The sequence below is a fragment of the Saccharothrix sp. CB00851 genome, from assembly GCF_001905065.1.
Lineage (GTDB): Bacteria > Actinomycetota > Actinomycetes > Mycobacteriales > Pseudonocardiaceae > Actinosynnema.
Window position 1 is genome coordinate 19,337 of sequence record NZ_LWLC01000020.1, and the last position, 24,569, is coordinate 43,905.

General features: G+C 71.4%; 21 protein-coding genes. 9 read left to right on the forward strand and 12 right to left on the reverse strand.

Annotation, left to right across the window (positions count from 1 at the left end):
• Positions 1-8: 8 nt before the first annotated feature.
• Together A6A25_RS20060 and A6A25_RS20065 are read left to right on the forward strand one after the other, a co-directional pair.
• On the forward strand, positions 9-446 hold the full coding sequence (locus tag A6A25_RS20060; RefSeq protein WP_073892204.1) for a hypothetical protein: 438 nt from the start codon (positions 9-11) through the stop codon (positions 444-446).
• Positions 443-934: a hypothetical protein gene (locus A6A25_RS20065; protein ID WP_073892206.1), complete on the forward strand. Its 492-nt coding sequence runs from the start codon at positions 443-445 to the stop codon at positions 932-934. Before A6A25_RS20060 ends, A6A25_RS20065 begins: the two co-directional genes overlap by 4 nt.
• 169 nt (positions 935-1,103) lie before the next feature.
• On the opposite strand, the gene A6A25_RS20070 is transcribed toward A6A25_RS20065, so the two are convergent.
• The 3 genes from A6A25_RS20070 to A6A25_RS20080 form a co-directional block, all read right to left on the reverse strand.
• Positions 1,104-2,219 carry a toll/interleukin-1 receptor domain-containing protein gene (locus A6A25_RS20070; RefSeq protein WP_143193287.1) on the reverse strand — a complete coding sequence of 372 codons (1,116 nt, stop codon included), beginning with the start codon at positions 2,217-2,219 and terminating at the stop codon, positions 1,104-1,106.
• Positions 2,220-2,309: 90 nt separating this feature from the next.
• A complete protein-coding gene (locus A6A25_RS20075; RefSeq protein ID WP_073892209.1) occupies positions 2,310-3,158 on the reverse strand; it encodes an ABC transporter permease in 849 nt (282 codons plus the stop codon).
• Positions 3,155-4,051, reverse strand: coding sequence for an ABC transporter ATP-binding protein (locus A6A25_RS20080; RefSeq protein WP_073892211.1), 897 nt, complete (start codon positions 4,049-4,051; stop codon positions 3,155-3,157). Before A6A25_RS20080 ends, A6A25_RS20075 begins: the two co-directional genes overlap by 4 nt.
• 221 nt (positions 4,052-4,272) lie before the next feature.
• Here A6A25_RS20080 and A6A25_RS20085 point away from each other — a divergent pair, with 221 nt between their 5' ends.
• Positions 4,273-5,163: a GbsR/MarR family transcriptional regulator gene (locus A6A25_RS20085; protein ID WP_073892212.1), complete on the forward strand. Its 891-nt coding sequence runs from the start codon at positions 4,273-4,275 to the stop codon at positions 5,161-5,163.
• 195 nt (positions 5,164-5,358) lie between these two features.
• Here the strand turns inward: A6A25_RS20085 and A6A25_RS20090 are convergent, their stop codons facing one another.
• Positions 5,359-6,801: a flavin monoamine oxidase family protein gene (locus A6A25_RS20090; RefSeq protein WP_073892214.1), complete on the reverse strand. Its 1,443-nt coding sequence runs from the start codon at positions 6,799-6,801 to the stop codon at positions 5,359-5,361.
• A gap of 238 nt (positions 6,802-7,039) precedes the next feature.
• Entirely contained in the window at positions 7,040-7,555 is a 516-nt protein-coding gene (locus A6A25_RS44780) for a GNAT family N-acetyltransferase (protein ID WP_073892215.1), read from the reverse strand.
• Between the two features lie 396 nt (positions 7,556-7,951).
• Here A6A25_RS44780 and A6A25_RS20100 point away from each other — a divergent pair, with 396 nt between their 5' ends.
• The 4 genes from A6A25_RS20100 to A6A25_RS20115 are packed head-to-tail and all read left to right on the forward strand — an operon-like array spanning position 7,952 to position 17,497.
• Positions 7,952-9,916 (forward strand): CHAT domain-containing protein, encoded by a 1,965-nt coding sequence (locus A6A25_RS20100; RefSeq protein WP_073892217.1) that lies wholly within the window; start codon positions 7,952-7,954, stop codon positions 9,914-9,916.
• Complete coding sequence (locus A6A25_RS20105; RefSeq protein WP_073892218.1) at positions 9,913-15,243, forward strand: peptidoglycan-binding protein; 5,331 nt, start codon at positions 9,913-9,915, stop codon at positions 15,241-15,243. Before A6A25_RS20100 ends, A6A25_RS20105 begins: the two co-directional genes overlap by 4 nt.
• The gene (locus A6A25_RS20110; protein ID WP_073892220.1) at positions 15,240-16,559 is read left to right on the forward strand and encodes a hypothetical protein; all 1,320 of its coding nucleotides are present in this window, start codon (positions 15,240-15,242) and stop codon (positions 16,557-16,559) included. Before A6A25_RS20105 ends, A6A25_RS20110 begins: the two co-directional genes overlap by 4 nt.
• Complete coding sequence (locus A6A25_RS20115) at positions 16,556-17,497, forward strand: S1 family peptidase (RefSeq protein WP_073892221.1); 942 nt, start codon at positions 16,556-16,558, stop codon at positions 17,495-17,497. The genes A6A25_RS20110 and A6A25_RS20115 overlap by 4 nt, the downstream gene beginning before the upstream one ends.
• A 46-nt stretch (positions 17,498-17,543) precedes the next feature.
• On the opposite strand, the gene A6A25_RS20120 is transcribed toward A6A25_RS20115, so the two are convergent.
• The 3 genes from A6A25_RS20120 to A6A25_RS46640 are packed head-to-tail and all read right to left on the reverse strand — an operon-like array spanning position 17,544 to position 19,072.
• Positions 17,544-18,065, reverse strand: coding sequence for a DUF4396 domain-containing protein (locus A6A25_RS20120; protein WP_083668487.1), 522 nt, complete (start codon positions 18,063-18,065; stop codon positions 17,544-17,546).
• A 30-nt stretch (positions 18,066-18,095) separates the two neighbouring features.
• Entirely contained in the window at positions 18,096-18,281 is a 186-nt protein-coding gene (locus A6A25_RS20125; RefSeq protein ID WP_241828808.1) for a heavy-metal-associated domain-containing protein, read from the reverse strand.
• On the reverse strand, positions 18,266-19,072 hold the full coding sequence (locus A6A25_RS46640) for an MFS transporter (RefSeq protein ID WP_338013218.1): 807 nt from the start codon (positions 19,070-19,072) through the stop codon (positions 18,266-18,268). Before A6A25_RS46640 ends, A6A25_RS20125 begins: the two co-directional genes overlap by 16 nt.
• A 95-nt stretch (positions 19,073-19,167) precedes the next feature.
• Here A6A25_RS46640 and A6A25_RS20135 point away from each other — a divergent pair, with 95 nt between their 5' ends.
• Complete coding sequence (locus A6A25_RS20135) at positions 19,168-19,752, forward strand: TetR/AcrR family transcriptional regulator (RefSeq protein WP_073892225.1); 585 nt, start codon at positions 19,168-19,170, stop codon at positions 19,750-19,752.
• Here the strand turns inward: A6A25_RS20135 and A6A25_RS20140 are convergent, their stop codons facing one another.
• Positions 19,753-20,445: a TVP38/TMEM64 family protein gene (locus tag A6A25_RS20140; protein WP_158073769.1), complete on the reverse strand. Its 693-nt coding sequence runs from the start codon at positions 20,443-20,445 to the stop codon at positions 19,753-19,755.
• Positions 20,446-20,464: 19 nt separating this feature from the next.
• A complete protein-coding gene (locus A6A25_RS20145; protein WP_073892227.1) occupies positions 20,465-20,734 on the reverse strand; it encodes a helix-turn-helix domain-containing protein in 270 nt (89 codons plus the stop codon).
• Between the two features lie 85 nt (positions 20,735-20,819).
• On the opposite strand from A6A25_RS20145, the gene map reads away from it, so the two are divergent.
• A complete protein-coding gene (map, locus tag A6A25_RS20150) occupies positions 20,820-21,605 on the forward strand; it encodes a type I methionyl aminopeptidase (RefSeq protein ID WP_073892228.1) in 786 nt (261 codons plus the stop codon).
• 97 nt (positions 21,606-21,702) lie between these two features.
• Here the strand turns inward: map and katG are convergent, their stop codons facing one another.
• On the reverse strand, positions 21,703-23,979 hold the full coding sequence (gene katG / locus A6A25_RS20155) for a catalase/peroxidase HPI (RefSeq protein ID WP_073892229.1): 2,277 nt from the start codon (positions 23,977-23,979) through the stop codon (positions 21,703-21,705).
• Positions 23,980-24,429 (reverse strand): Fur family transcriptional regulator, encoded by a 450-nt coding sequence (locus A6A25_RS20160; protein WP_073892231.1) that lies wholly within the window; start codon positions 24,427-24,429, stop codon positions 23,980-23,982.
• Positions 24,430-24,569 lie beyond the last annotated feature (140 nt).

Consider the following 24,569-nt stretch of genomic DNA (forward strand, 5'->3'; position numbering starts at 1 on the left):
AGGTCCAGGTGCGCACGTCGGGAGGCACCACCGAGAACCGGGCCGCGTCGCCGAGGGGCCCGCGCAGCCCCCTGTGGGCACCGGTCTACGCGCTGGTAATCTCGTTCCTGGCCGTCCTGCTGCTCGGGGTGGTCCTGCGCGAACCCGTGGTGCCGCAGTCCGTCGACCTCCGGTTCGTGACCGCCGGGCAGGGCACCGCCCGGCTCGACGACGCCCAGGTCACCGTGCTCGCCGGACAACGGTCGGACCGCACGGTGGACGCCGAAGGGCGGGTCGACGACGTCCCGTCGGACGGACCGCTGACGGTGTGCGTGCGGCTGCCCCGGGACTGGTCGGCCCCCGCACCGGCGGAGCGGCTCGGCGACCTGACCTGCTGGCCGGACCTCGACCCGGACGCCGATGGCCGGATCGAACTGGTCGTGACCCGGTCGGAGGTCCCCCCATGAGCACGCGGGACACGGTCGTCCCGGCGCTGACCGCGGTCGGCGCCGCGCTGGGTGCGTTGATCGGCCTCCAGCTCGTGGACCTTGGCCCCTGGCGGTCGTCGGGCGTCGTCGCGGTCGGCGTGGTGCTCGGGGTTCTGGTCGCGCTGGGTCCGCTGACCGTCGACCGCCGTGCCACCACGCGGCCGCGGAACACGGTGCCGGTCCGCCCGGCAACCCAGGCCGCTTCCCCGAACCGGACGTGGTGGACCGAGACCCCCGCGCGCCAGGCGACCGTCCCCACCGGACCGGAGCACGCGCGCGACGGCCGCGAAGTCGACCGCGCGGTGGTCGCGCAGTGCCCGCGCTGCGGCGACTTCCGGCTGGACGTCACCCAGGACGCCGACGCCTACGCCTTCCGCTGCCGCAACCCGCGCTGCGGCCACCGGTGGGAGTGGCACGCGGGCGCGCCGTGGCCGACGACGGTGGTACGCCGCAACCTGACCGGATGACGAAGAGGGGGTGTGCAGTGGAGACGTACCGGCAGTCCGTGTCGCGGTCGCAACCAAGGTGCGTGGTCATCCTGCTGGACCGTTCGGGTCCGGGCCCGGCGGTGGTGCTGGGTGTGGCGGCGGCGCTCATCGCGTACAAGATCGGTTCGGCGCGGAAGCGGCCCTCTGGTTAGGCACCCGCCGCGACCAGTGCGGCGACGATCACGAGGAGCAGGACGGCCCCCGCGATCACGGCGAGCACCAGCCGGCGGCGGGCGGACGACTTCGCGGGCGGTTCCGGCGCGGCCGGTTCCGATGTGGACTGTCCGGTAGTGGACGGTCGGCCGGTGAACGGGTTCGGCGCGGTCTGGTTGTGCTGCCACCACGAGCCGGTCGTCGGCTGCTCGACGGGTCCGGCAGGCCCGGCGGGTCGGGGCTGCCCGACGGGCTTCGACTGCTCGGCGGCCGGCACGTTCCGCAGCCACGTCGGCGGCGTGCCCGCACCCGCGTCGGCCGGATCCCCGGTTGAACTCCGGGCGGGATCCTCGGGCGCCGTCGGCTCCGGAACCGGCGGCGGGCCGATCACCACCGGGTTCTCCTGCCAGTGGTCGGCCGCCGGGAGCCAGGTGACGCCCTCGGGCAGTCCCTCGCCCTCCCCTGGCTCGACGTTCGCCAGGATCTCGTCGATCTCCCGCGAGTTCAGGTTCGTGATCTCGCCGCGCTCGCGGAATTCCCGCAGCAGCTTGATGATGTCGGCGCGGGCGACCTCGTCCCGCTCGGTCCGCAGGTGCCGCCGCAACTGGCCGATGATGATCTCCTGCCGGTCGGGTGCGATCGGCTGCGGACCGAGGAGTTCGGCGATGCGGTAGAGGTACTCGAACGGCACCTTGGGCGGCGGGGGCATCGGGTTCGGCAACGCGCGCGGCCGGGCGGCCAGCTCGGTGAGCGCGCCCGCCAGCGCCACGATCGCGTCGACGTCGCGCTCCCGGTAGTCGACCAGCTGGCGTTCCATGATCGGGATGCGGAGGTTGTCCAGCGGCCCCACGTGCACCGGGAGCACGGGCACACCCAGCTGCTGGGCGTAGTCGAACTCCGCGTGGCAGGGCACCGACTTCCACGACGCCTGCGACAGCGCGAACACGAAGACCCGCGCGGCCTGGATGGTGCGGATGATCTCGCGCCACCACAGCTCGCCGCCGTGGATCTCGTGGTCCAGCCACACCTCGTGCCCCATCCGGCCGAGGTCGTCGCGCAGGGCGCGCACCACGCTCTCGTCGGCACGGGTGTAGCTGACGAAGATGGTCATGGTCACGCCCTCCGGTCCGGGCACGTCGCTCTTACCTGATTGGTCGCACGCGAGGCCCCTTTCGTTGCGCCCGGACGCCGGGTCGATCACCTATCGGCTTCGCCGCAACGACTTCTCCCGACGGAGCGCCACGCTCGACCCGGACTCGCGACGGGCCATCCGGCGCAGCACGACCGGCGCCAGGACCAGGCCCAGGACCGCCCACGCGGTGAGCACGCCGACCGTCTCCAGGTGCCGCCACGACTCCCCGATCTCGACGGCCACGGCGGCGTCGGGCAGCAGCGCCGAACGCATGCCGAGGCCGAGCCAGTACACCGGGAAGACCTGGGCCACCCACTGCACCCAGCCGGGCAGCGCCGTGACCGGGTAGAAGATGCCGGAGATGGCGATCATGCCCAGGATCGGCAGCATGAGCAGGCCCTGGGCGCGTGCGCTGGAGAACACCGAGCCGAGCACCGCGCCGATGGGCAGGGCGGCGACCATGCCCAGCGCCAGCACCCACGCCAGCGTCAGCCACGCGTCCGGGCTGCCGGTCACCAGGCCCGGTACCAGGAACAGGCCGGGGACCAGGAAGAGCGCCAGGTCCACGACGAGGCCGCCGGACACGTGCACGATCTTGCCGACCAGGTAGGCCGGCATCCCGTTCGGCGTGGCCTTGGCGCGCAGGAGCGTGCCGTCCTCGCGTTCGGCCGTCAGCAGTTGGCTCATGGTGACCATCGCCATCGCGGCGTTCATGCCGAGGATGCCGGGCAGCGCCAGTGCACCGACCGTGAACCCGGTCCGCCCGAACGACACGTCCCGCAGGAAGTACGTGACCACGAGCATCAGCACCGGCCAGAACGCGTGGTTCCACAGGTCCGCGCCGTTGGTCAACGACTGCCGCAGCTCGATCACGCCGCGCCGCCAGCCCGCGCGCAACGCCGTCGCGGTCGGGTTCACCTGCCCGCTCCTTCCGCCTCGACCCGGCGCACCAGCGACAGGTAGGTGTCTTCCAGCGAGGCCCGGCGGACCTCCAGGTCGGTGATCGCGTCGCCGTGGCGGCGGAACAGGTCGTGCACGAACCGGGTGGACTCGCGGACGTGCCGCACGTGCGGCCGCCCGGCGTGGGTCCACCGGACCTCGTCCTCGCCCGCGATGCGCTGCGCCAGTTCCTCGGCCGTGCCGTCGGCGACGATCCGGCCGCCGTCGAGGATGACGATGCGGTCGGCGAGCTTCTCGGCTTCGTCCAAGTCGTGGGTGGTGAGCAGGATCGTGGTCGAGTCCTGTGCCGCGAGCCGGTGCACGAGCTCGTGGAACTCGCGCCGGGCGACCGGGTCGAAGCCGGTGGTCGGCTCGTCCAGGAACAGCAGCTCGGGGCGTCCGACGATGCCCACGGCGACGTCGAGCCTGCGCCGCTGCCCGCCGGAGAGCGTCCGCACCTTCCGGTCCGCCTGCGCGGTCAGGCCGACCGCCGCGACCAGGTCGTCCGGGTCCCACGGTCGCGCGACCTGATTGGTGGCGTAGCACGAGTAGTAGGTGCCGAGGTGGTGCAGCAGCTCGCGGACGCGCCACTTGCCGTGGTCGCGCCAGGACTGCAGGACGACGCCGACGCGGGCCCGCCACCGTTCGTCGGCGTGGGCCGGGTCGACGCCGAGCACCGACACCCGGCCCGCCGACCGCAGCCGGAAGCCCTCCAGGACCTCGATGGTGGTGGTCTTGCCCGCGCCGTTCGGGCCGAGCAGGGCCAGCACCTCGCCGTGGCGGGCGTGGAACGTGACGTCGTGCAGGACGTCGGTCGTGCCGTACCGCATGCGCAGGCCTTCGACGTCGAGCGCGAGTCGCTCGCTCGTCATTCCTCCCCCTTTCCCGGGGCCGATCTTCATGGGAGGCGAAAGCTACGTTGCGTTTTACCGACCAGCAACGAGCATGAATGCCGCGCGTACGGTTCCAGCTGGTAGAAGTGATCTCATCATTGCAATGACCCTGCCGATCAACGCAATGATCCAGCCGATGTCGTTGCACTGTGCTGCCGGTGAACGCACACTGGACCGCAACCGGTGAAAGGGGTGGACTCATGCCGGGAGGCAGGCTGACCGACGAGGACCGCCGTGACATCGCCTCCGGCCTGACCGACGGCCTCGGGTACGCCGAGATCGCGCGCCGGCTGGGCAGGCCGACGTCCACCATCACCCGTGAGGTCGGCCGCAACGGCGGCGCCCGCGACTACCGGGCCGACCGCGCCCACCTGGCCGCCCGTCGACGTGCCCGCCGGCGCAAGACCACCACACCCGGGCCACCACCGGACGTCGTCGGCGCGGAGGGCCGCGACCCGGCGGCGGTGCTGGCGTTCGCCGAGGAGTTCGCCGAGCTGATGGTGCGGATGGGCCTGCCGCGCATGGCGGCCCGCGTGCTGGCGAGCCTGGTCACGACCGATGCCGGCGCGCTGACGACGGCGGAGCTGGTCGGCAGGCTGCGGGTGAGCCCCGCGTCGATCTCCAAGGCCGTCGGCTACCTCGAAGGGCTGGACCTGCTGCGCCGCGAACGCGACGCCCGGCGCCGCGAGAGGTACTCCATCGACGACGACGCGTGGCTGCGGACGTGGCTGACGAGCGCGCGGACCAACGCGATGCTCGCCGACGCGGTCCGGCGCGGCGTCGAGGTCTTCGACCCCGCCACCCCCGCCGGCGCCCGGCTGGACCGCATGCGCCGCTTCTTCAGCCGGCTCAGCGACGACATGTCCGGCGGGCCGGGCATGGTCGACGGTGACGTGGTGACCGTGCTGGCCGCCCTCGTCCGCACCGTCACCCCGGAAGCCGCGAACCGGCTCGCGTCCGACCTGGGCTGGCCGGCGGACCGCGTCGCCGAGGCGCTGCGCGACGCCGGGATGCTGTGCGAGGCCGTGCCGGTGATCCGCGCGACCGACCCGGCGGGCCAAGTCGATCCCGCGGTCACCACGCGGACTTGATCCACCGCGTCCGCCGGCGCGGAGGTGCCCGTCGTGGGCGCTTGGTCGACGGTGACCCGGTGTTGATCGTAACGGCCACCGTCGAACTGGCCGTCCGCCGTCGCCTCGACACCGCGGGCGGGCTCACCGGCGCCCTCCTGACCGGGACGTGGCCCGGCCAGGGGACACCCGTGCCGCCGGCCTCCGCGACGCCGGTCAGTCCTTCCAGGGCATCTCGTCGCGCAGTCCTTCGTGGATCGCGTAGGCGTTCTTCACCGCCGCCTTGAGCGCGCCTTCGACCCACCGCCGGTGCCTCCGGTCGCACGCGTCGTTGGCGAACCACACCCGGTTCACCGGCCGGATCACGTCCTCGTAGAACGTCTCGCTCATCTCGAACGCGCGGTACAGCGGGCCGATGCCGCACGCGAACCAGTCGAGCGCCCAGTCCTTGTAGACGCCGAACTCGAACGTGTCCCGCGCCTCCGGGTGGATCTTGACCAGGTCCTCCAGCGCCTGCATCACGCTCTCCTCGCCGGCCAGCGGCGTGTACGGCATGGAGTCCTGCTCCCAGCAGTACGACGCGATCATCACGCCCTTGCGGAACCGGGTGTCCTGGCCGGCCGGCGGGTAGACGATGTTGCGGATCGCCAGGTCGGTCACGGTCAGGCCGTGCGTGATGCCGTACGCGCTCTCCCACCACCGCTCGCTGAACTGCATGAACAGCTTGTGCGCCCGGCCGTAGTAGGTGTTGCGGATGGCGTACCACTTGTCCGGGTCGAGCCCTTGGATCTCCATGTGCCGCAGGCTGGCGAACGGCACCGTGATGACGCACTCGTCCGCCGTGATCGTCTGCGTGCGACGCCCGGCGCGGTAGTGCACGCGCACCTCGCTGTCGGTCTGGTCGACACCGTGCACCAAGGCGCCGAGCCGGATGTCGTCCATCAGCATCGGCTCGAACGCGCGCGGCAGGGTGTCCGCACCGTCCACGATGTACACGAGGTGGCCGAACACGTCCTCGTAGAAGTGCGAGAACCACTCGACCAACGAGAAGTGGTAGCGGCCCTCCAGGTTGAACAACGGCCCGAGCATGGCCAGCGCGCCGTCGCTGAGGCCGCGTTCCTTGAGGTAGCCGAGCAGCGTGTACCGGTCGTAGTCGTCCAGCAGCCGGTGCCACGCCTTCGCTTCGTCCTCCTGCTCCATGATGTCGATCAACGGCTGCACGGTGTGCCGCAGCAGGTCGTGCGGCGCCTTGTCCGCCTCAGCGGGCCGCAGGTCGAACGAGAACTGGTCGGCGGTGAAGTCGCGGCGCCGGACGCCCTTTCCCTGCAGGTACACGAAAGTGTCCTCGTCGTACATGGGAAACGGTCTGGTGGCGAGCTTGAACTTCTCCTCGATCAACCAGGAGACCAGCGGGTGCTGCTGCGGGAACCGCATCGCGCCGAACTCGCCGTACATGTCGCCCGCGAAACCGCGATGGGTGAGGATGCGCCCACCCAACCGGTTCTGGCCTTCGAGGATGGTCACCTCGTGGCCCGCTTCCTTCAGCAGCAACGCGGTGGTGAGCCCCGCCATCCCGGCACCGACGACCACGATCCGCCGCCGTGGCGCGGAACTGTCCGGCAAACCGTCTTTGAGCAGGTCCAGAGCGTCCAAGGTCATCAGTGACCACCTCACACCCGATCGAAAGCCGCGGTCGGTGCCGCGGACTGTGCTGGCAGCGGAGGTGGCCACCCTCGAAGTCCGACCGTACTCGGCCGCAAACCGGTGGCCAACGCCCTGATGGGGTGAGGCGAATTGTCGCCGAATGCGCCGAACCAGGCCGGGAAAACGCAGAAGTGCGGATCCGCCGGAGGTCGGACGGCGGCCGAACGGGGAGGTCCGTCCACCTCTCGGGTGGCTATTCCGGCGAAGTGCGGACCCGCTGGGCCAGCACCTGCCCCGGCCACTCCCCCACCGTGAACGGCTCGGTCGGCTCGAACCCGTTGCGGCGGTAGTAGTCGACCAGCTTCCCCTCGGAACCGGCGTAGCAGTCGACCCGCAGCAGTTCGACGCCGGCGCGGCGCGTTTCCTCGCGGGCGTGCGCCAGGAGCGCGCTGCCGACACCCATCCCGGCGTACGACCGTGACGTCACCAGCAGGGTCACGTACACCTCCGGCTCGGCGGCCGGCCGGACGTAGTGCGGCGGATTGGGCGCGAGCGTCATCGCGCCCGCGGGCGTGCCGTCGACCTCGGCGATCCAGGCCGCGCCCTCGCGGATCTTCTCGGCGATGCCCTCGACCCGACCGGGCTGGTCGGAGAACGGCTCGCTGCCCCACTGGCCCGTGCGACCGGAGGCGTCCAGCCAGGCCACCGCGCCGTCCAGCATCGCCATGATCGCGGACAGGTCGTCCAGGTCGCCTTCTCTGATCCGCACCCGTGCACGGTAACCCGGACCGGGCGGCCTCGGTCCGGGCACCGGGTCAACGCCCTCGCAGGACCTCAGCGGTAGTGATTCCACGCCTGCGCGACCCGGCCGGACGGCAGGTACCCACGACGCCGGGCGTCCTGCTTTCGTCGCGTCATCCCCGCCACGCAGGACATCCCCGCCGAGGTGAAGCCGCCGACCGAAGCTCGGTGAGCGACCACGCGGCCCGCCAATCCGCCGAAATCGGGAGTGAGCACCGCTCGAAGCGATTTGCCAACGCGAATTACGGCGGATCTTGTAACTCACCGAAAGCGTCGCGCGAACAAACCGTCGAACAGGGTGCGCAACCGGCGGCGAGAGCCGCACAAATGCGGTCCACCAAGGGCGGGAAGCGAGCGACGACGAATGCGGAACGGGCTCATCAGGGTCTACGGCACCGAAGGTGACTCCACCTTTCAGGTCGAGTTCGCCCTCCAGGAGGGTGCCGAGTGGCGTACCTTGGCGTTGGAGTCCAGTACCCTTCCGTCCACTCTCGACGACTACCCCGACCTCGGCGATCCCGTCGGCGACAGCGTGGTGGACATGATTGTTGCTCATGTTGACGGCAAGGCGGAGTCGGCCGGATTCGGCGCGGTCGGGCGTTTCCTGCACGACCTCGTCTTCAAGGAGAAAATCAGCAGGCAGTGGTTGGACGCGGTCACCGCCGAAGGTGGTTTGCGCACCTATCTGCTGATCGAGCAGCCGGAATTGCGGTCGCTGCCGTGGGAGCTGATGTGCGACCGCGACGACATCGACCTGGCACGGGTCGACCGGGCGCCGATCCTGCGGGTCGACCGATTACCCGACGGCGACTGGACCGAGGTCGAGGACCTCCCGCTGCCCATCCGCATCCTGGTCGTGGTCGGCCAGGAGGACGAGGACGAGCGGATCGGCGCCGTCACCGAGGTCCGGGCGATCAAGGAAGGACTGGCCAAGGCGCGCGGCCGGTTCGAGCCGCAGTTCCTCATCGCGCCGAGGTGGCAGGAGGTGAAGCTGGCGTACCAGCGGTTGCGCCCCCACGTGCTGCACTTCATCGGCCACGCCACCACCCACGACGGCGAGCCGGAGCTGCTGTTGCACCCGGCGGGCTCCGACACCAGGGACGACGGGATCACGGCTCGCGACATCCGGGAGCTGCGCCCCGCACCGCGGCTCGCGATCCTCAACGCGTGCCGACCCGCCTCGTCCCGGGAGCACCGGTCGCTGGCCGAGGCCTTCCTCGAATCGAACCTGCGCGGCCCGGGTGCGCTCGCCGTCATCGGCATGCAGGGCGACATCAGGGGCCAGGCGGCCGCCCTGTTCACCCGCTCGCTCTACCGCGACCTGGCCCGACACGTCCCGCTCGACATCGCGGTCACCAGGGCACGCGACGAGGTGCACACGCACGCGGGCGGGCGCAGCGGCCACCATGACTGGTTCCTGCCCGCGCTGACCGTGCGCAGGGCCGTCGAACGGGTCCTGAGCGCACCGCTGCCCGTGCCGAAGCACGAGGTCACCGCGCTGGAGGGCAGGCTCCACTCGAACATCGTGCAGTTCGTGGACCGGGACGAAGAACGACTCCGGGTGACCGACCGCATCGTCGGGTTCCTGACCGACGAACCGACGAAGGTCCTGCTGATCCAAGGCGAGTCGCGCGTGGGCAAGAGCCTGCTCGTGGACTGGACCCGCCGGTGGTGCGCCCTGCGCGGTCACCGGGTCAAGTACGTGGACCTGAAGGGCCGGCGCACGCTGGGCCTGATCGACACGCTCGACGCCATCGCCGGCAAGAGCGACGACATCGAGTCGATCGCACCGGGCGCCGACGCCGGGCTGGCCCGGTTCACCGACCGGTTGTCCCGCTTCGGCGAGTCGTCCCAGAGCAGGCACCCCGGTTCGCCGGAGACGCTGCGCGGGCTGTTCGACGCGCTGATCGACGCGATGCGCCAGTCCGCCGAAGACGCGCCGCTCGTGCTGATCCTCGACCACGTGGAGAACGTGGTGGGCGGGGTGCTCCACGGCATCCTGCGCCCGATGCTGATCGAACGGGCCCTCGACGGAGCGCTGCCCGACGTCCGGCTGGTGCTGGTCATGGACACGGGGCACGCCGGGTACGCGCAGCTGAGGCGAGGTGTCGACCGGGCGGACTCCGTCGACGTCCGGCGCTTCGCCGCCGACGACTTCGTGGCGCTGGTCGAAGACGCCGTGCACAAGCTCGAATTGCCGTTCGACTCGCACTTGGAGCAGGTGGCGGCGGGCTTGATCGGCTGGATCGGCCGTGTGCCGTGGCTGCCGGAGCAGTTGATCCACGCCACGGACACCCTGCGGTGGTACAACGCCAGGAGGACCTCGTGACCGTCGACCCGAGCCACGCGGACAGCTTCGACGACATCATCTCGCGCCTGGTGGCCGGTGAGTCGCCGCACCGGTTGGTCGTCGCGCTCCGCCCGCCGCGTGACGTGGAGAGCTTGAAGAGGTGTGCCGTGGTCGACACGTTCGACCGCGAGGTCTACGAGGACGTCCTGGCGGCCGGGCAGGCGGGCGTCCTGCCCTTCGGCGATCTCGTGGAGCTGCCCGAGGTCGAACGCGTGCCGAGGACGATCGGCCGCTACCGGCTCAGCGCCGAGGCGCGGACGACCTACTGGCAGGCCTGGTGGTTCGACCAGCCCGAAGGCCAGGACCTCGTGCTGCCGCCGTTGCCGGCGGAGCTGGTGTGGCGGCTGACCGCGTTCTACCGGGAGAAGAAGGAGCCGGTGGACGAACTCGCGCAACTGGTGCTGGTCGACGCCGACGCCGCCCGGCGGCTGTTCGAGGAGTGGTTCGCCCAAGCCGACGGCCGCTCCGACCTGCCGCTGTGCCAGGACCTGCTCAACGCGCTCAACGACCCCGACCGCGCCGAGCTGATCGACCCGGCGCTGCTCGAACTGCACGACGAGCGCGCCGCCTACCTCCAGGCACGCAGCCACTTCCTGCTGGACTTCCTCCGGGCCGGCACGTTCTACGAGCCCGAAGGCACCCTCGACACCTATCGCCGGCTGCTGTTCGGCGGCGGTGAACGCGTCCTGCAACTGCATGCGCCCGGCGGCAGCGGCAAGACCATGGAGCTGCGCTGGCTGCTGTCGAGGGTCCTCATCCCCCAGCACACCCCACTGGGACAGGGCCGGATCCCCGGCACGCTGGTCGACTTCGACTTCCTCGAACCGGTCAACGTGACGCGCACCCCGTGGCTGGTGCTGTTGGAGGTCGCGACCCAGCTCAACCAGCAGTTGCCCGGTTACCCGTTCAAGGAGTTCCTGGAGGCCTACGGGTGGGCGGCGCCGCTGCTGCAGCGCGAGGTCACCAACCCCACCGACGAGGTCACCGACCCCGCCCGCGTGGTCGCCGCCGGCCGACGACTCCGCAACCAGCGGTCCCGGTTGGCGCGCAGCGTGCGGAACCGGTTCCTCGCCACGCTCAACAGCGTCATCGACGCCGACACGCCGGTGGTCATGGCGTTCGACACGCTCGAAGAGGTGCACCTGCGGCCGGACGGCGACCTCGACGGGTTGCTGCGGCTGCTCCGCGAAGTGCACGACGGCGCACCGGCCGTCCGGCTGGTGCTGGCCGGGCGCTACCCGGTCAGCGAACGCGCGGTCGAGATCGGGCTGCCGCCGTTCATGTCCCGCGAGCTGCCCGAGTTCACCTCCGCCGACGCCCACCGGTACCTCACCCGACGGGGGGTCACCGACCCGGCGCTGCGCGACGCGATCGTCACGAAGGCGGACGGCGGCCGCCCGTTCCGGCTCTCCCTGCTGGCCGACCTGGTGCAGCAGCAACCCTCGCTCACCCCGGAGCAGGTCGCCCGGTACGAGGACGACATGATCTACCTGGTGCTGCGGGTGATCAACCGGGTCGCCAACCCCGACGTCCGCTGGCTGCTCCGCTACGGCGTGGTGCCCCGCACCCTGGACCTCGAATTCGTCCGCGTCATGGAACCGCACCTGCGCAGCGGGATGTCGGGCGACACCGGGCTGGACGACCCCTCCCGGGACGTGCTCCCGAACGACCTGCGCGGCGACGGCTCGGCGTTCCCGACGAGCGCGCGGCGTGATCCGGCGCGACCGCTGGACGTGGAGCGCATCTGGGCGGAGTTGCAGGCGTACGCGGGCACGAGCTCGTGGGTGAACACGGCACCGGACAACCCGAACGCCCTGCGCATCCACGCGGACGTGGTCACGCCGATGCGCAAGCTGATCCGGCCGCACCCGGTGCACGCCGTGCTGCAGCGGGAGGCGGCCGAGTACTACGAGCGGCAGGCGGCGCTGAACCCGCAGCGCCGGGAGGTGTGGCTCCGGGAGGCGATCTACCACCGCTTCCAGTCGGAGGGCCACGCCGCCGGGGCCTACTGGCAACGCCTCCTCGACGACGTCGGCCTGGACGAGCCCGAGGTGCGGGAAGAACTCGCCGCGGAGGTGCTCGGCCCGGACTACGTGGACGAGGTCGGACGGCCCAGGTCGTGGCACGACGACGTGCCGATGATCGCCGAGGAGACCGTGGCGGAGGCGATGGCGGTGCGCGCCAACGCGTTGGCGCAGATCGTCCGGCTCGACGGCATGGGGCCGGAGGACCGGCGCTGGAACAAGGTCGACCAGTTCGTCGCGGGCATCGAACGGTTGTGGCAGGTGCGCGAACCGGACGGGCCGGAGTTCGTGCCGCACCGGCGGCTCGCCTACGCCCGAGCCGCCCTGGCGCTCAAGGCGAACCGGTTGGACGTCGGCGAGCAGGTCCTGACCGAGGCGTTGGAGCACCTGCGGACGCTGGACGGACCGCCGACCACCGAGGAGTCGTACGACAAGGTGCGGCTGCCCGTCCTGCTCGGTGACGTCCAGCTGGCGATGCGGAAACCGGCGGCGTTCGACTCGTACCGGGCCGCGCTGGCGGAGCTGCCGTCCCTGGTGCGGGGTCGGCGGCGGCTGGAGCCGATCATCCGGACCAGGCTGGTCCACGCGTACCAGGTGGTCAACCGGTACGACGAGGCCGAAGCGCAGTTGAGCGCGGCGCGGGGTCCAGCCGACCTGGACCACGACCACGCCACCGCGTTGCGCCTGCGGGCGATCCGGAACGACCGGTCGACCGGTCGGCTGGAGCGCGCGAAGGCGGAGGTCGAGCGCCTCGGTGCCGAGGTGGTGGCGAAGGACCGCGTGCGGGAGGCCGTGCTCGTGGCGTTGGCACAGCACGACCCGGAGGCAGCGCGGCGCCTGTTGCACCCGCCGGGTCCGCGGCGGATCGACCCGCTGAGGTCGGTCACGCGTGAGGCCTGGGAGCACGAGCTGACCGGTTTGACGCTGGCGTCACTGGCCGACTACGGCGCCTCGATGAACGCGTTCGAGGCCGCGCGTGCCTTGTGGCACGACGAAGGCGACCTCGAAGGCGAGGTGCGCTGCCACACGCACGCCGCGCTCCTGCAGATCCGCGACGTGGGCAACCTCTCCCTCGCCGAGCAGCACCTCGCGGAAGCCGCGGACCTGCACCCCGGCACGGGAGGACGGGAGTGGTCGCGGCTGGTCCTGGCACGGGCGGAACTGCTCGTGCGCCAAGAACGCGCCGCCGACGGCGCGAACGCCGTGCGGTTGGCCATCGACGTGCTGAAACAGCACCAGGCGAGCCCAACGGCCCTGGTGCGCGCCGCGGTCGAGGGCCTCGCGACCGGGCACCGGCAGCACGTCGCCGAACTGCTCGACGTCCTCGAGTCCAACCTGGCGCTCATCACCCCGGCCTCGGCCCGGATCACGGCGTTGAAGTACCTGGACCGCGTGCCGACGAGCCAGGACGTTGCCGTGCGCGAGGCGTTCCAGCGGGTGCACGACCTGCTGGTGCTCGACCGGGGGTTCACCGCGGCCGACCTCGCCCTGCTGGAACTGACCCTGGCCGAGGTCCACCGCCTGCGGGGACACCCGGAGGAAGCGGCCGAGGTGCTCGCCTCGGCCGCGCGCCACGGCGAGCACCTCCCCTCGCCGCACTTCGTGCGCCGGTGGGCACGGGCCCTGGACCGCGTCGACCGACCCGTCACCGACGAGTCACCCGGCGTGCCGCGCTACCTCGAAGCGTGTGCCGAGCTGCCGCGGTTGCGCGGCGCGTTCGCGGTGGAACGCGCGGAGGCCGCGGTGAAGCGGGAGGACCGGTTGGCCGCCACGCGGTGGATGGACCGGGCAGTGGACGCCTTGGCGCAGGCGGGCGGGCAGGAGACCCTCTGGCACATCCGGCTCGAATTCGTCAAGGGCGAAGTGGGCCGCATCAACGAGTCCGCGAACGCGAGGGCGCAGGCGCTCGCCATCGTGAGCAGGCTGCACAGCACGATCCACGTGTCACCCCTGTCGTCACGCTTCGCGGGCGCGGAGCCGGAGGCACCCGCCATGCACACCGTGCTGGCACGCGCGGTCATCGACGCGTTGCGGCAGCAGGTCCGGCCCTGGGGACCGGACGCGCAGTCCGTCGTGGACATGCTGATCCGCCTCGTGGAGGAGATCCCCACTGGACTCGCCGACCAGGACGCCTCCGAAGAGCTGGCCAACCGGCTCGACCAGAACTGGCGGTTGATCGCGCGGGCACTCGGCCAGCTCATCCTGCAGGCTCGTCCGGCCTCGCTGCCGTACCCGGCGCTCGGGCTCGGGCTGGAAGTCCGGCACCGCAGGTGGAGCATGATGCCGTGGGAGCTGGCCTACCGCCCCGACACCGACCGGCTGCTGTCGCTGGACTCCGTCGTCGGCCCGCTGTACCGGGCGCTGTCGGCGAAGGCGGTGCGCAGCGGCGAGGTGTCGTTCGTCCAGTTGGCGCTCAACCGGCTCAACTACGCGAAGCTGCTGCTGGATGGCGAACTCGGGCCGATGACCAGGCGGGCGCTGGCCGCGTACCAGAAGGACCACGGGCTCGAACCGAGCGGGCAGCTCACCATCGGACTGCGCAGCCGGCTCCAGTCGGCCCTGACCACCGAGCACAAACCGCTGGTCGTCCTCGTGCGGCAGAGCCCGGGGCGGCAGCTCATGTCGCACCGGGGCCACGCCAACACCGGTGTCGACCTGTCGCGCCTGTACCGCCGGTACGGCTTCGAGGTCGAGGTGGTCGAGAACCCGACGCTCCACGGCTTGTCGGGGGTGGTGCGGTCGCTGATCTCCGGCGGGCGCGTCCCCTCGCTGCTGCACCTGTCCGGTGGTCTGCGCGAGTCGAACGGCACGGTGGCGTTCTCGTTCCTCTCCGGTTCGGGTGAGGAGGAGTCCTACCGCGGGTACTCCGACGACATCCCGGTCAGCTCCATGGACGGCCTGCTGTCGACGTTCCCGAACGACCAGGTGGCGCCGATCGTCGTGCTCGACGTCGACCGTCCTCGCGGTACCGCCGAGACCGCGCTGCACCTGTTGCAGCGCAACGCTTTCGCGGGCGAGCTGTTCTCACTCGGCCGGTGCGCCGCGGTCCTGGGCACCGGGCTCGTCGGCCGCGAGGGCACCCAGCTCTACGAGCACCTGGTGCGCTCGCTGGCCGACGGCAGCTCGCTGAGCGAGGTGATCACGAACGTCCGCCGGCTCGGCTCGGCGCCGGGACCGCGTGACGACCTCGACCTGGGGCGGGTGCTGTCGTTCGTCGGCATCGCGCTGTTCACCAACCTGCCGTGGCTGCGCCTGCCGCGCCGTCGGGAGCGCGGAGCGTGAGCCGGGTCGATCGCAGGCGCGTCGAGCTGGACGTGAAGCTGGCCGCGATCGAGCACGAGCTCGCGCTGTGGTTCGGCGACACCGGCAGGGGCGGTCCCCTGCGCAAGCACCGGTCGCAGCTCGGGCGCGTGGTCGAGACGGTGCGCGGGCTGCTGGGTCGGGTGGCCGACCAGGTCGGGCTGATCGGACCGGACACGGCGGACACCGCTTACGAGGCCCAGGAGAACCTGCTGGAGGCTTACCGGGTCTGGGAGTTCTTCCGGTCGAAGTTCGCGTTGCGCTACCAGCACGGGTACCGGGAGCCGCTGGCCGTGGCGGACGAGTACGCGTGGGCGTGCTACCGGCCGGTGCTGCGCGCCGCGCGGGCCGCGCGACCGGACCTGGTCGGCAAGGAGCCCCCGCTGGTGCACCTCAGCGGCGCGTTCAGCCCGTACGCCCACCTGCGCGGCACCCTGTTCACCGTCGAGGAGCCCGCCGGCGCGCTCAACAGCAAGGTGTTCCAACGCGTGGTGCTGTCGCTGCCGGTCCCGGTGGTCGGGATGCCCTGGCACCAGGTACGCCACCTGCCCGACTTCCCGCTGCTGGCGCACGAGGTCGGGCACTGCGTCGACCACGACTTCGAGCTGGCCCACGACATCGAGGACCACCTCTACCTCGCCGTGAAGGACCTCCCGGCCGCACGGCGGGCCGACTGGGACCGCTGGGGCAGCGAGGTGTTCGCGGACTGCTTCGCCGCCCTCGCCGCCGGGCCCGCCTACGTGGCGGCGCTGGCCGACTTCCTGTCCTCGCCGGGTCCGTCGGCCGAAGGCCCGTCCACGCACCCGCCGACGGACGTCCGGCTGAGCCTGACCCTCGCGGCGCTCGACGTCATCGGGCTCACCGCGCACGCCGACGCGTTGCGCCACGACCTCGGTCCGTCCTCGGAGGACAGCCCGCACGCGCTCGACGCCCCGGCCGTCGCGGCCGCCCTGCTGGGCGAGCCGCACCCCCGGCTCGGTGGCCAGGCGCTGAAGGACGTCGTCACGTTCTCCCCAGGGCACCAGGATGACGCCGTAGCCGCCATGACGGCCGTGCTCGACCGGCGCCGCCCGCGTCCGTCGGAGGTCCGCACGCTCGTCGCCGCGGCACGGCTCGCGTTCGACCACGCGCCGCGGGAGTTCACGGCGGTGCAGGACGTCGTGCTCCAGCGCGCCGTCGACGCCATCGACGACGGCACCCGTGCGGCGACCGACCGCCGCCACCGCGGACTCGGTGACCGCGAGGTGGGCGCCGCGTTGTTCGACCTGATCAACGAAGCACGAGGAGCAGCACGGTGACCGAAGTGATCGACCCGTTCAGAGAACCCGCCGCCCGGCTCGCCCGCGCCTTGGCCGGCGACGACGACCTCCGCTTCGCCTTGGTGTTCCAGGCCGTGGTGGACCAGGTGGTCGGGTTCGCCGAGGCGGACGACCTGGTGGAGGCGGCGACCGAGGCCTTGAACGGCGAGGTGGACACCCGGTCGGTCTCGTCGTCCCCGGTGGAGGGTCTGTACGCGGACCGCACGTACTTGGCCAACGCCCGTGCGATGGCCGAGGACCACCGGCGCATCGTCGGCGGCGCGCCCACTTCGGACTTCCCCGACTGCGTCGCCGTCGGCACCGCGAACAGCTGGTGCTGCTCGGGGACGCTGATCGCACCGGACGTCGTCCTCACGGCCGCGCACTGCGTCGACGCCGAGGACTGCGGGCAGCGGGTCCACATCGGGGACGACGTCCGGTACGCCGACGCCGGCACGATCGTCAAGGTGCGCAAGGCGGTCATCCACCCCGAGTACCGGGGTTCGGGATCGTCCGACCTCGCCGTCCTCCGCCTCTCCCGGCCGGTCGACGTCGCGCCGCGCGCTGTCGCGCCCGCCGACGCGCTGGAGGACAAGACGTTCGTCCGGGTGGTCGGCTTCGGCCGCACCGACTTCGCCGGCCTGGTCGGGTACGGCCGACGTCGACAGGTGGACGTGCCGCTCGCGGGCCGGGACGTGGACTACGGGGCGGACCTCGACACCGAGTTCGTCGCCGCCACCCCGTCCCGCAACCGGGACAGCTGCCGGGGTGACAGCGGAGGCCCCGCCTACGCGCGGATCGGCGACCGGTGGCTGCTGGCCGGGGCCACGTCGCGGGCCACCAAGAGCAAGGACAAGCGGCGCAAGTGCGGCGACGGCGGCATCTACACCCGCGTCACCGCCCACGAGCGGTGGATCCGGTCGGTCGCGGGTCGGTGACCGGCCGGCGACCCGGCGGAACCGGTGGTTCCGCCGGGTCCGTCGCTCAGTGGTGGTAGGCGTGCACGACCGCGTGACCGCGACCGCGGCCGATGAGCCACTTGTTCACCGGCACCGTCACCACGAAGGCCACCGCGAAGGCGAACGCCAGCGCGCCCCAGAACAACCAGCTGGCCAGGCCCGCTTCCATCGCACCGGGCACCACCAGCATCACGCCGTTGTCGACGACCTCCATGACGATGATGGACACGGTGTCCGCCGCCAGCGCCACCTTCACCGCCCGCCGGAAGCCGACACCCGCCTTGAGCACGCCGCGCATGGTCAACGCGTAGCCGAAGACGAAGGCCAGGGCGACGGCCAGCGCGATGGTGGGGAGGTTGCCCCAGCCGAGGGCCGTGCCGATCACCATGCCCAGCACCTCGCCGATGGCGCAGCCGGTCAGGCAGTGCAGGGTCGCCGACGAGGCCATCCCCCAGGTGACACTCCCGGCGTGGCCGTGGTGCCCCTCGTGGTCGGAGTGACCCTCGTGGCCGTGGTGGGCCCCGTGGTCGGCGTGCTCGTGTCGCATTTCGACTCCCATCAGAGCGGTACCTCCGGATCAGGCGCGGGTGACCGCGTAGCCCGCGTTCCGCACGGCGTCGGCGATCGCCGACTCGTCGGCCGAGCCCGTGACGCTGAGCCTGCCCGCGCCGAGGTCGACCTTGACCTCGTCCACGCCGGACACGCCCTGGACCGCACCGGCCACCTTGGACGCACAGCCGCCGCAGGTCATGCCCTGGACCACGAAGTCCAGCCCGTCGGTCGAGTCGGCACCGGTCCGGGCAGCGGGCGTCTCACAGGTGTTGCACATACGGGACATCCTCCGTTCGTATACCCCCTCTGGGTATATCGGGTACCGTAGCATACCCCCGGGGGTATCGCGATCCCAGCCGCGTCGAGGGTCAGTTGCCAGACCCGGACCGGCACGCGCGGGAACGCCGCGGTCAGGAACTGTTCGGTGACGCGGTCGCGCAGGAGGCAGTCCGGCCAGTCGTCGAGCACCTCGGACAGGGTGCGGTGGCCGAAGACGAGCCGGAGCAGGGCGCCGGGCGGGATGGCCACGTGGGTCCCGGGATCGATGGACGGGCTGACTGCGCCACGAACGGCCGTCACCGCGGTCGGTTCGCCGTCCGCGAACTCCAGCCGGGCGGCACGGCCGTACGTGTCGACGGTCAGCGTGGACTCGGGCCAGCGCAGGTCGGCCGCCCGCCAGCGGTCGCGCAGCAGCGGCAGCAGCGACGCCGCCGCGAACAGCAGCAGACCGGCCAGGACGAGCCGACGGGCTCCGAACACGTCGGCGGCGCGTCCGCCGAGCAGCAGCAGTCCGCCGAACGCGAGGGTGTACCCGCTGACCACCCAAGTCAGGGCCTCCCGCTCCAGGTCCAGGTCCGCGCCCAGGTGCGGCAGGGCAATCGCGACCACGGTGACGTCGAGGACGAGCATCAACTGCACGACGCCGACCATCCCGAGGATCCGCCAGCGGCGTGGATCGGGCGTCCCGGTAGGACTGCTGGTCGCGGGCGTTGACTCGGACACGGTGAGCGCCTCCGGAGATTAAGTCGTACAGGATGTGTTCGACTTATGGTCCGATACGGTAACCCGAACATGCCCTGTTCGAGTTAAGGAGCCGCATGCCTGACCCCACCGCGAAGGCGACCCGCCGGGCGGACGCGCGGCAGAACGCGGAGAAGATCGTGCGCGCGGCCGTCACGTGCCTGGGCCGCGACGCCGACGCGAGCATGAACGACATCGCCCAGGAGGCCGGGGTCGGCCGGGTGACCCTGTACGCGCACTTCCCGTCCCGGGAAGCCCTGGTGGAAGCCGCGATGACCCGGCTGTTGGCGGAGGGTGACGAGGTGTTGGAGGCCGTCGACCTCGACGGCGACCCGCGGGCCGGACTGCGGGCGCTCATGGAGTCCGGCTGGCTGCTACTCGCCCAGGCCACCTCGGTCCTGCGGGCCGCGCAGACGTCCCTGCCGCCGGGGCGCGTGCAGGAGCTGCACGCCAAACCGGAGCAACGGGTCCACCACCTCATCCGGCGCGGCCAGGCCGAGGGCGTCTTCCGGGCGGACCTCCCCGCCGACCTGCTGGCCGGCGTCCTGCACCACATCCTGCACGGCGCGGCGGGCGACGTCGTGGCGGGCAGGCTCGACCCGGCCGACGCACCGCACTTCATCGCCGAGATGGCGTTGGCCGTCTGCGCGATCCCGACCTGACTACACCGGCGGCCGGTCCGCGGTCGGCTCCGGCGCGTCGACGGCGAAGCGGCCACGCCGGGCCAGCACGAAGCCGACCAAGGCCGGAACACCGACCGCCGCACCGGCCAGCAGCCACTGCCAGACCGTCATCGTGGTCAGCGAAGCACCCGTCACCGTGTAGACAACCGTCGCCGGGACCACGCCCACGGCGGTGCCGAGCACGAACGCGCCGACCCGCAGGCCGCTGAGCCCGGCGACGTAGTTGACCAGTCCGAACGGGACGACGGGCAGCAACCGCAGCGCGATGACGGCCGGCAGGCCCCGGCGTTCGAGCATCCGGTCGACCCGCGCGACCCGGCCTCGCGCGGACCGCGGCCGGACGACCTCGCGGCCCAGCCGACGGGCGACGGCGAAGCTCGCCACCGCCCCGATCGTCACACCGGCCACCACCACGACGGTGCCGACCACCGGCCCGAACACCACCCCGCCCGCCACGCTCAACAACGGCTTGGGCACCAAGGCGACCGATCCGGCGGCGGACACCACCACGAACACGAACGGCGCCGCCGCACCCGTGCCCTCGACCCAGGCACGCAGTTCGGCGACGTCCGGCGTCACCCCGGTGAGCACACCCACCGCCAGCGCCACCACGATCAGCACGAGCACCCCGAGCCGGACCACGCCCGCCCGCACGTGGTCGGCCACGCTCACGTCGCCTCGCGGCCTCACCCTAAGAGGCGGCTTCGAACGACACGTCGGTGCCGCGCCAGGTGGCGGCCAGCTCCTGCACCGGGAGGCCGAGCGCCTCGCCCAGGCAGACGATCGTGCCGAAGCCGGGGGACGGCAGCCGCCCGGTCTCGATCTTGCGCAGCGTTTCCGGCGAGATACCGGCCGCCCGCGCGACTTCCGCCAGGTCACGTCCGGCTCGCGCGCGGCGCAGCAGGGCGCCGAGACGCCTGCCTGCTTCGATCTGCTCGGGCGTGAGCGGTTGGCGGACCATGGGCCCAGGATACGGTTGGTATTACTATACCGACAAGTGCTAGAGTTTCGGTATTACTATACCAACCGGGTGACGTGAGGTACTCGTGATCGAGCTGAAGACGCCTGCGGAGATCGAACGCATGCACGTGACCGGGCGTTTCGTCGCCGAGGTGCTCTCCGAGGTCGGCCGGCTCGCCGACGTGGGCGTCAACCTGCTGGACCTGGAGCACCACGTGCGCGGCATGATCAAGCGGCGCGGTGCGGAATCGTGCTACTGGGACTACGCGCCGTCGTTCGGCGAGGGCCCGTTCCGCAACGTCATCTGCCTGTCGGTCAACGACGCCGTCCTGCACGGACTCCCCCACGACTACGCGTTGCGCGACGGTGACGTGCTCAGCGCGGACCTCGCGGTCGGCATCGACGGCTGGGTGGCCGACTCGGCGCGCACGATCATCGTCGGCACGCCCGCCGAGGAGGACCTGCGGATCATCCGCGCCACCGAGGAAGCGCTGGAGGCGGCGATCGAGGTGGCCCGTCCGGGCAACCGGCTGGGTGACATCTCGGCGGCGATCTGGGCGGTGGCCCGGGACCACGGCTACCCGGTCAACACCGAGTTCGGCGGCCACGGCATCGGCCGCACCATGCACGAGGACCTCCACGTGCCCAACAAGGGCCGGGCGGGCCGGGGCCTGAAGTTGCGGCCGGGGCTGACCCTCGCGCTCGAACCGTGGTTCACCCGCACGACCGACCGGATCGTCTACGACGACGACGGCTGGACCATCCGGTCGGCCGACGGCTCGCGCACCGCCCACTCCGAGCACACGATCGCCGTCACCGAGGACGAGCCCTTGGTGCTCACCCGGCGTGAAGAGGAACAACCCGCGACCTGATCGACCACGGGCGAAGGGCCGCGGGGTTCCCTCGCGACCCTTCGCCCACCCGGTCAGCGGGCGGCGTACTCCCGGGCCAGCTCGTCGGTGGGTCGGCTCAGGCGAGGTCGAACCGGTCGAGTTCCATGACCTTGGTCCAGGCCGCGACGAAGTCCGCCACGAACTTCTCGCGGGCGTCGTCGCTCGCGTAGACCTCCGCGAGGGCGCGCAGCTGCGAGTTCGAGCCGAAGACGAGGTCGACCGCGGTGGCCGTCCACTTCAGCTCGTCCGTGTCGACGTCACGGATCTCGTACACGTGCTCCTGGGACTCCGACGCCTTCCACCGGGTGCCCGGCGAGAGCAGGTTGGCGAAGAAGTCGTTGGTGAGCACGCCCGGCCGGTCGGTGAAGACACCGTGCCGGGCACCGCCGTGGTTGGCGCCCAAGGAACGCAGGCCGCCGACGAGGACGGTCATCTCGGGCGCGGTCAGGTCCAGCATGTACGCGCGGTCGACCAGCAGCACCTCGGGCTGCAGCTTCTCGCCGGGGCGCACGTAGTTGCGGAACCCGTCGGCACGCGGCTCCAGGACCTTGAACGACTCGACGTCGGTCTGCTCCTGCGCGGCGTCGGTACGACCCGGCCGGAACGGCACGGTCACCTCGACGCCCGCTTCGCGCGCCGCCTGCTCGACGGCCGCCGAACCGGCCAGCACGATGAGGTCGGCGAGCGAGATCTTCGCGCCGCCCGCCTCGTTGAAGTCCCGCTGGACGCCCTCCAGGATCTCCAGCACCTTCGCCAGCTGCTCCGGCTGGTTGATCTCCCAGTCGCGCTGCGGCTCCAGGCGGATCCGCGCGCCGTTGGCGCCACCGCGCTTGTCGGTGGACCGGAAGCTCGCCGCCGACGCCCACGCGGTGGTGACCAGCTCGGCGGTCGTGAGCCCGGAGTCGAGCACCTTCGCCTTCAGCGCGGCGATGTCGGCCTCGCCCACGAGCTCGTGGTCGACCGCGGGCACCGGGTCCTGCCACAGCTGCGGCTCGGCGACCCACGGCCCCAGGAACCGGCTGACCGGGCCCATGTCGCGGTGCAGCAGCTTGTACCAGGCCTTGGCGAACGCCAGGGCGAACTCGTCCGGGTTCTCCAGGAAGCGGCGGGAGATCTTCTCGTACGCCGGGTCGACGCGCAGCGACAGGTCGGTCGTGAGCATCGTGGGCTTGTGCTTCCTGGCCGGGTCGTGCGCGTCCGGGATGATCGCCTCGGCGTCCTTGGCGACCCACTGCTTGGCGCCGCCGGGGCTGGTGGTCAGCTCCCACTCGTAGCCGAAGAGGATCTCGAAGAAGCGGTTGCTCCACTGCGTCGGCTTGTCGGTCCACGTCACCTCGAGACCGCTGGTGATCGTGTCCGCGCCCTTGCCGCTGCCGTGGGTGCTCAGCCAGCCCAGGCCCTGCGCCTCCAGCGAGGCGCCCTCGGGCTCCGGGCCGACGTGGGCGTCCGCGACACCGGCACCGTGCGCCTTGCCGAAGGTGTGGCCACCGGCGATGAGGGCGACGGTCTCCTCGTCGTTCATCGCCATCCGGCCGAAGGTCTCCCGGATGAAGTGCGCCGCCGCCAGCGGGTCCGCGTTGCCGCGGGGACCCTCGGGGTTGACGTAGATCAGGCCCATCTCGGTGGCGCCGACCTCGGGCGCCATCTCCGACTCGCTGACGTAGCGCTCGTCACCCAGCCAGGCGTCCTCGGGGCCCCAGAAGATCTCCTCCGGCTCCCAGACGTCCACGCGGCCGAAGCCGAAGCCGAAGGTCTTGAAGCCCATCGACTCCAGGGCGACGTTGCCGGCGAGCACGAGCAGGTCGGCCCAGGAGATCTTCTGGCCGTACTTCTGCTTGACCGGCCACAGCAGACGGCGGGCCTTGTCCAGGTTGGCGTTGTCGGGCCAGCTGTTGAGCGGCGCGAACCGCTGACCGCCGTCACCCGCGCCACCGCGGCCGTCGTGGATGCGGTAGGTACCGGCGGCGTGCCAGCTCAGCCGGATCATCAGACCGCCGTAGTGGCCGAAGTCGGCGGGCCACCAGCTCTGCGAGGTGGTCAGCACCTCGACGATGTCGCGCTTGACGGCCTCGACGTCGAGCTTGGCGAATTCCCTGGCGTAGTCGAAGTCCGGACCCAGCGGGTTGCCCTTCGACGAGTGGGCGTGCAACACCGAGAGGTCGAGCTGGTTGGGCCACCAGTCCCGGTTGGTGCGGGGACGGCCGCCGGTCTTGGCAGTCGGCGAGTCGATCGCGGGGTTCTCGCTCTCGCTGCCGTGCGCGGTCACGGAGTCGTGCGCGACCGGGCATCCGACTGCGGCCTTCTGGTCCACGCCCTGGGAGCTCGACGGGGGCGTTGCCTTGGGGTCGCTCATCTACTTCCTTCCAACTGGCGGTTCATTGGCGGAATTCTCGGCCGAGCAGTCGGGACAGGTGCCCCAAAAGACGACCTCCGCCTCGTCGACCAGGAAACCGGCGTCGTCCGAGGCGGTGAGACAGGGGCTGTGGCCGACGGTGCAGTCGACGTCGGCGATGGCGCCGCACGAGCGGCACACGACGTGGTGGTGGTTGTCACCCACCCGTGACTCGTAGCGGGCGGTCGCGCCGGCGGGCTGGATGCGCCGCACCAGCCCGGCATCGGTCAACGCCCGCAGCACGTCGTACACGGCTTGGTGGGACACCGACGGGAGTTCCTCCCGCACCAACGTGATGACCGTCTCGGTGTCGACGTGCCGGTGGTCGCGCAGCGCCGCGAGGACCGCCAGCCGAGGGCGGGTCACCCGCAACGAGACCGCGCGCAACTGCGCCTCGAAGTCCGATGTCACGAGTCGACCTTAAAGGACATATCTGGAGCCAATCAAATTTAGCTCCGTCACACCCTCACCCGTTCGTGTCCAGGAACAACGTCCGAACGCGCCTGGCCACGCACCGCGCCGTGCCTGCCCACAGTCCCGGCCACTGTGAC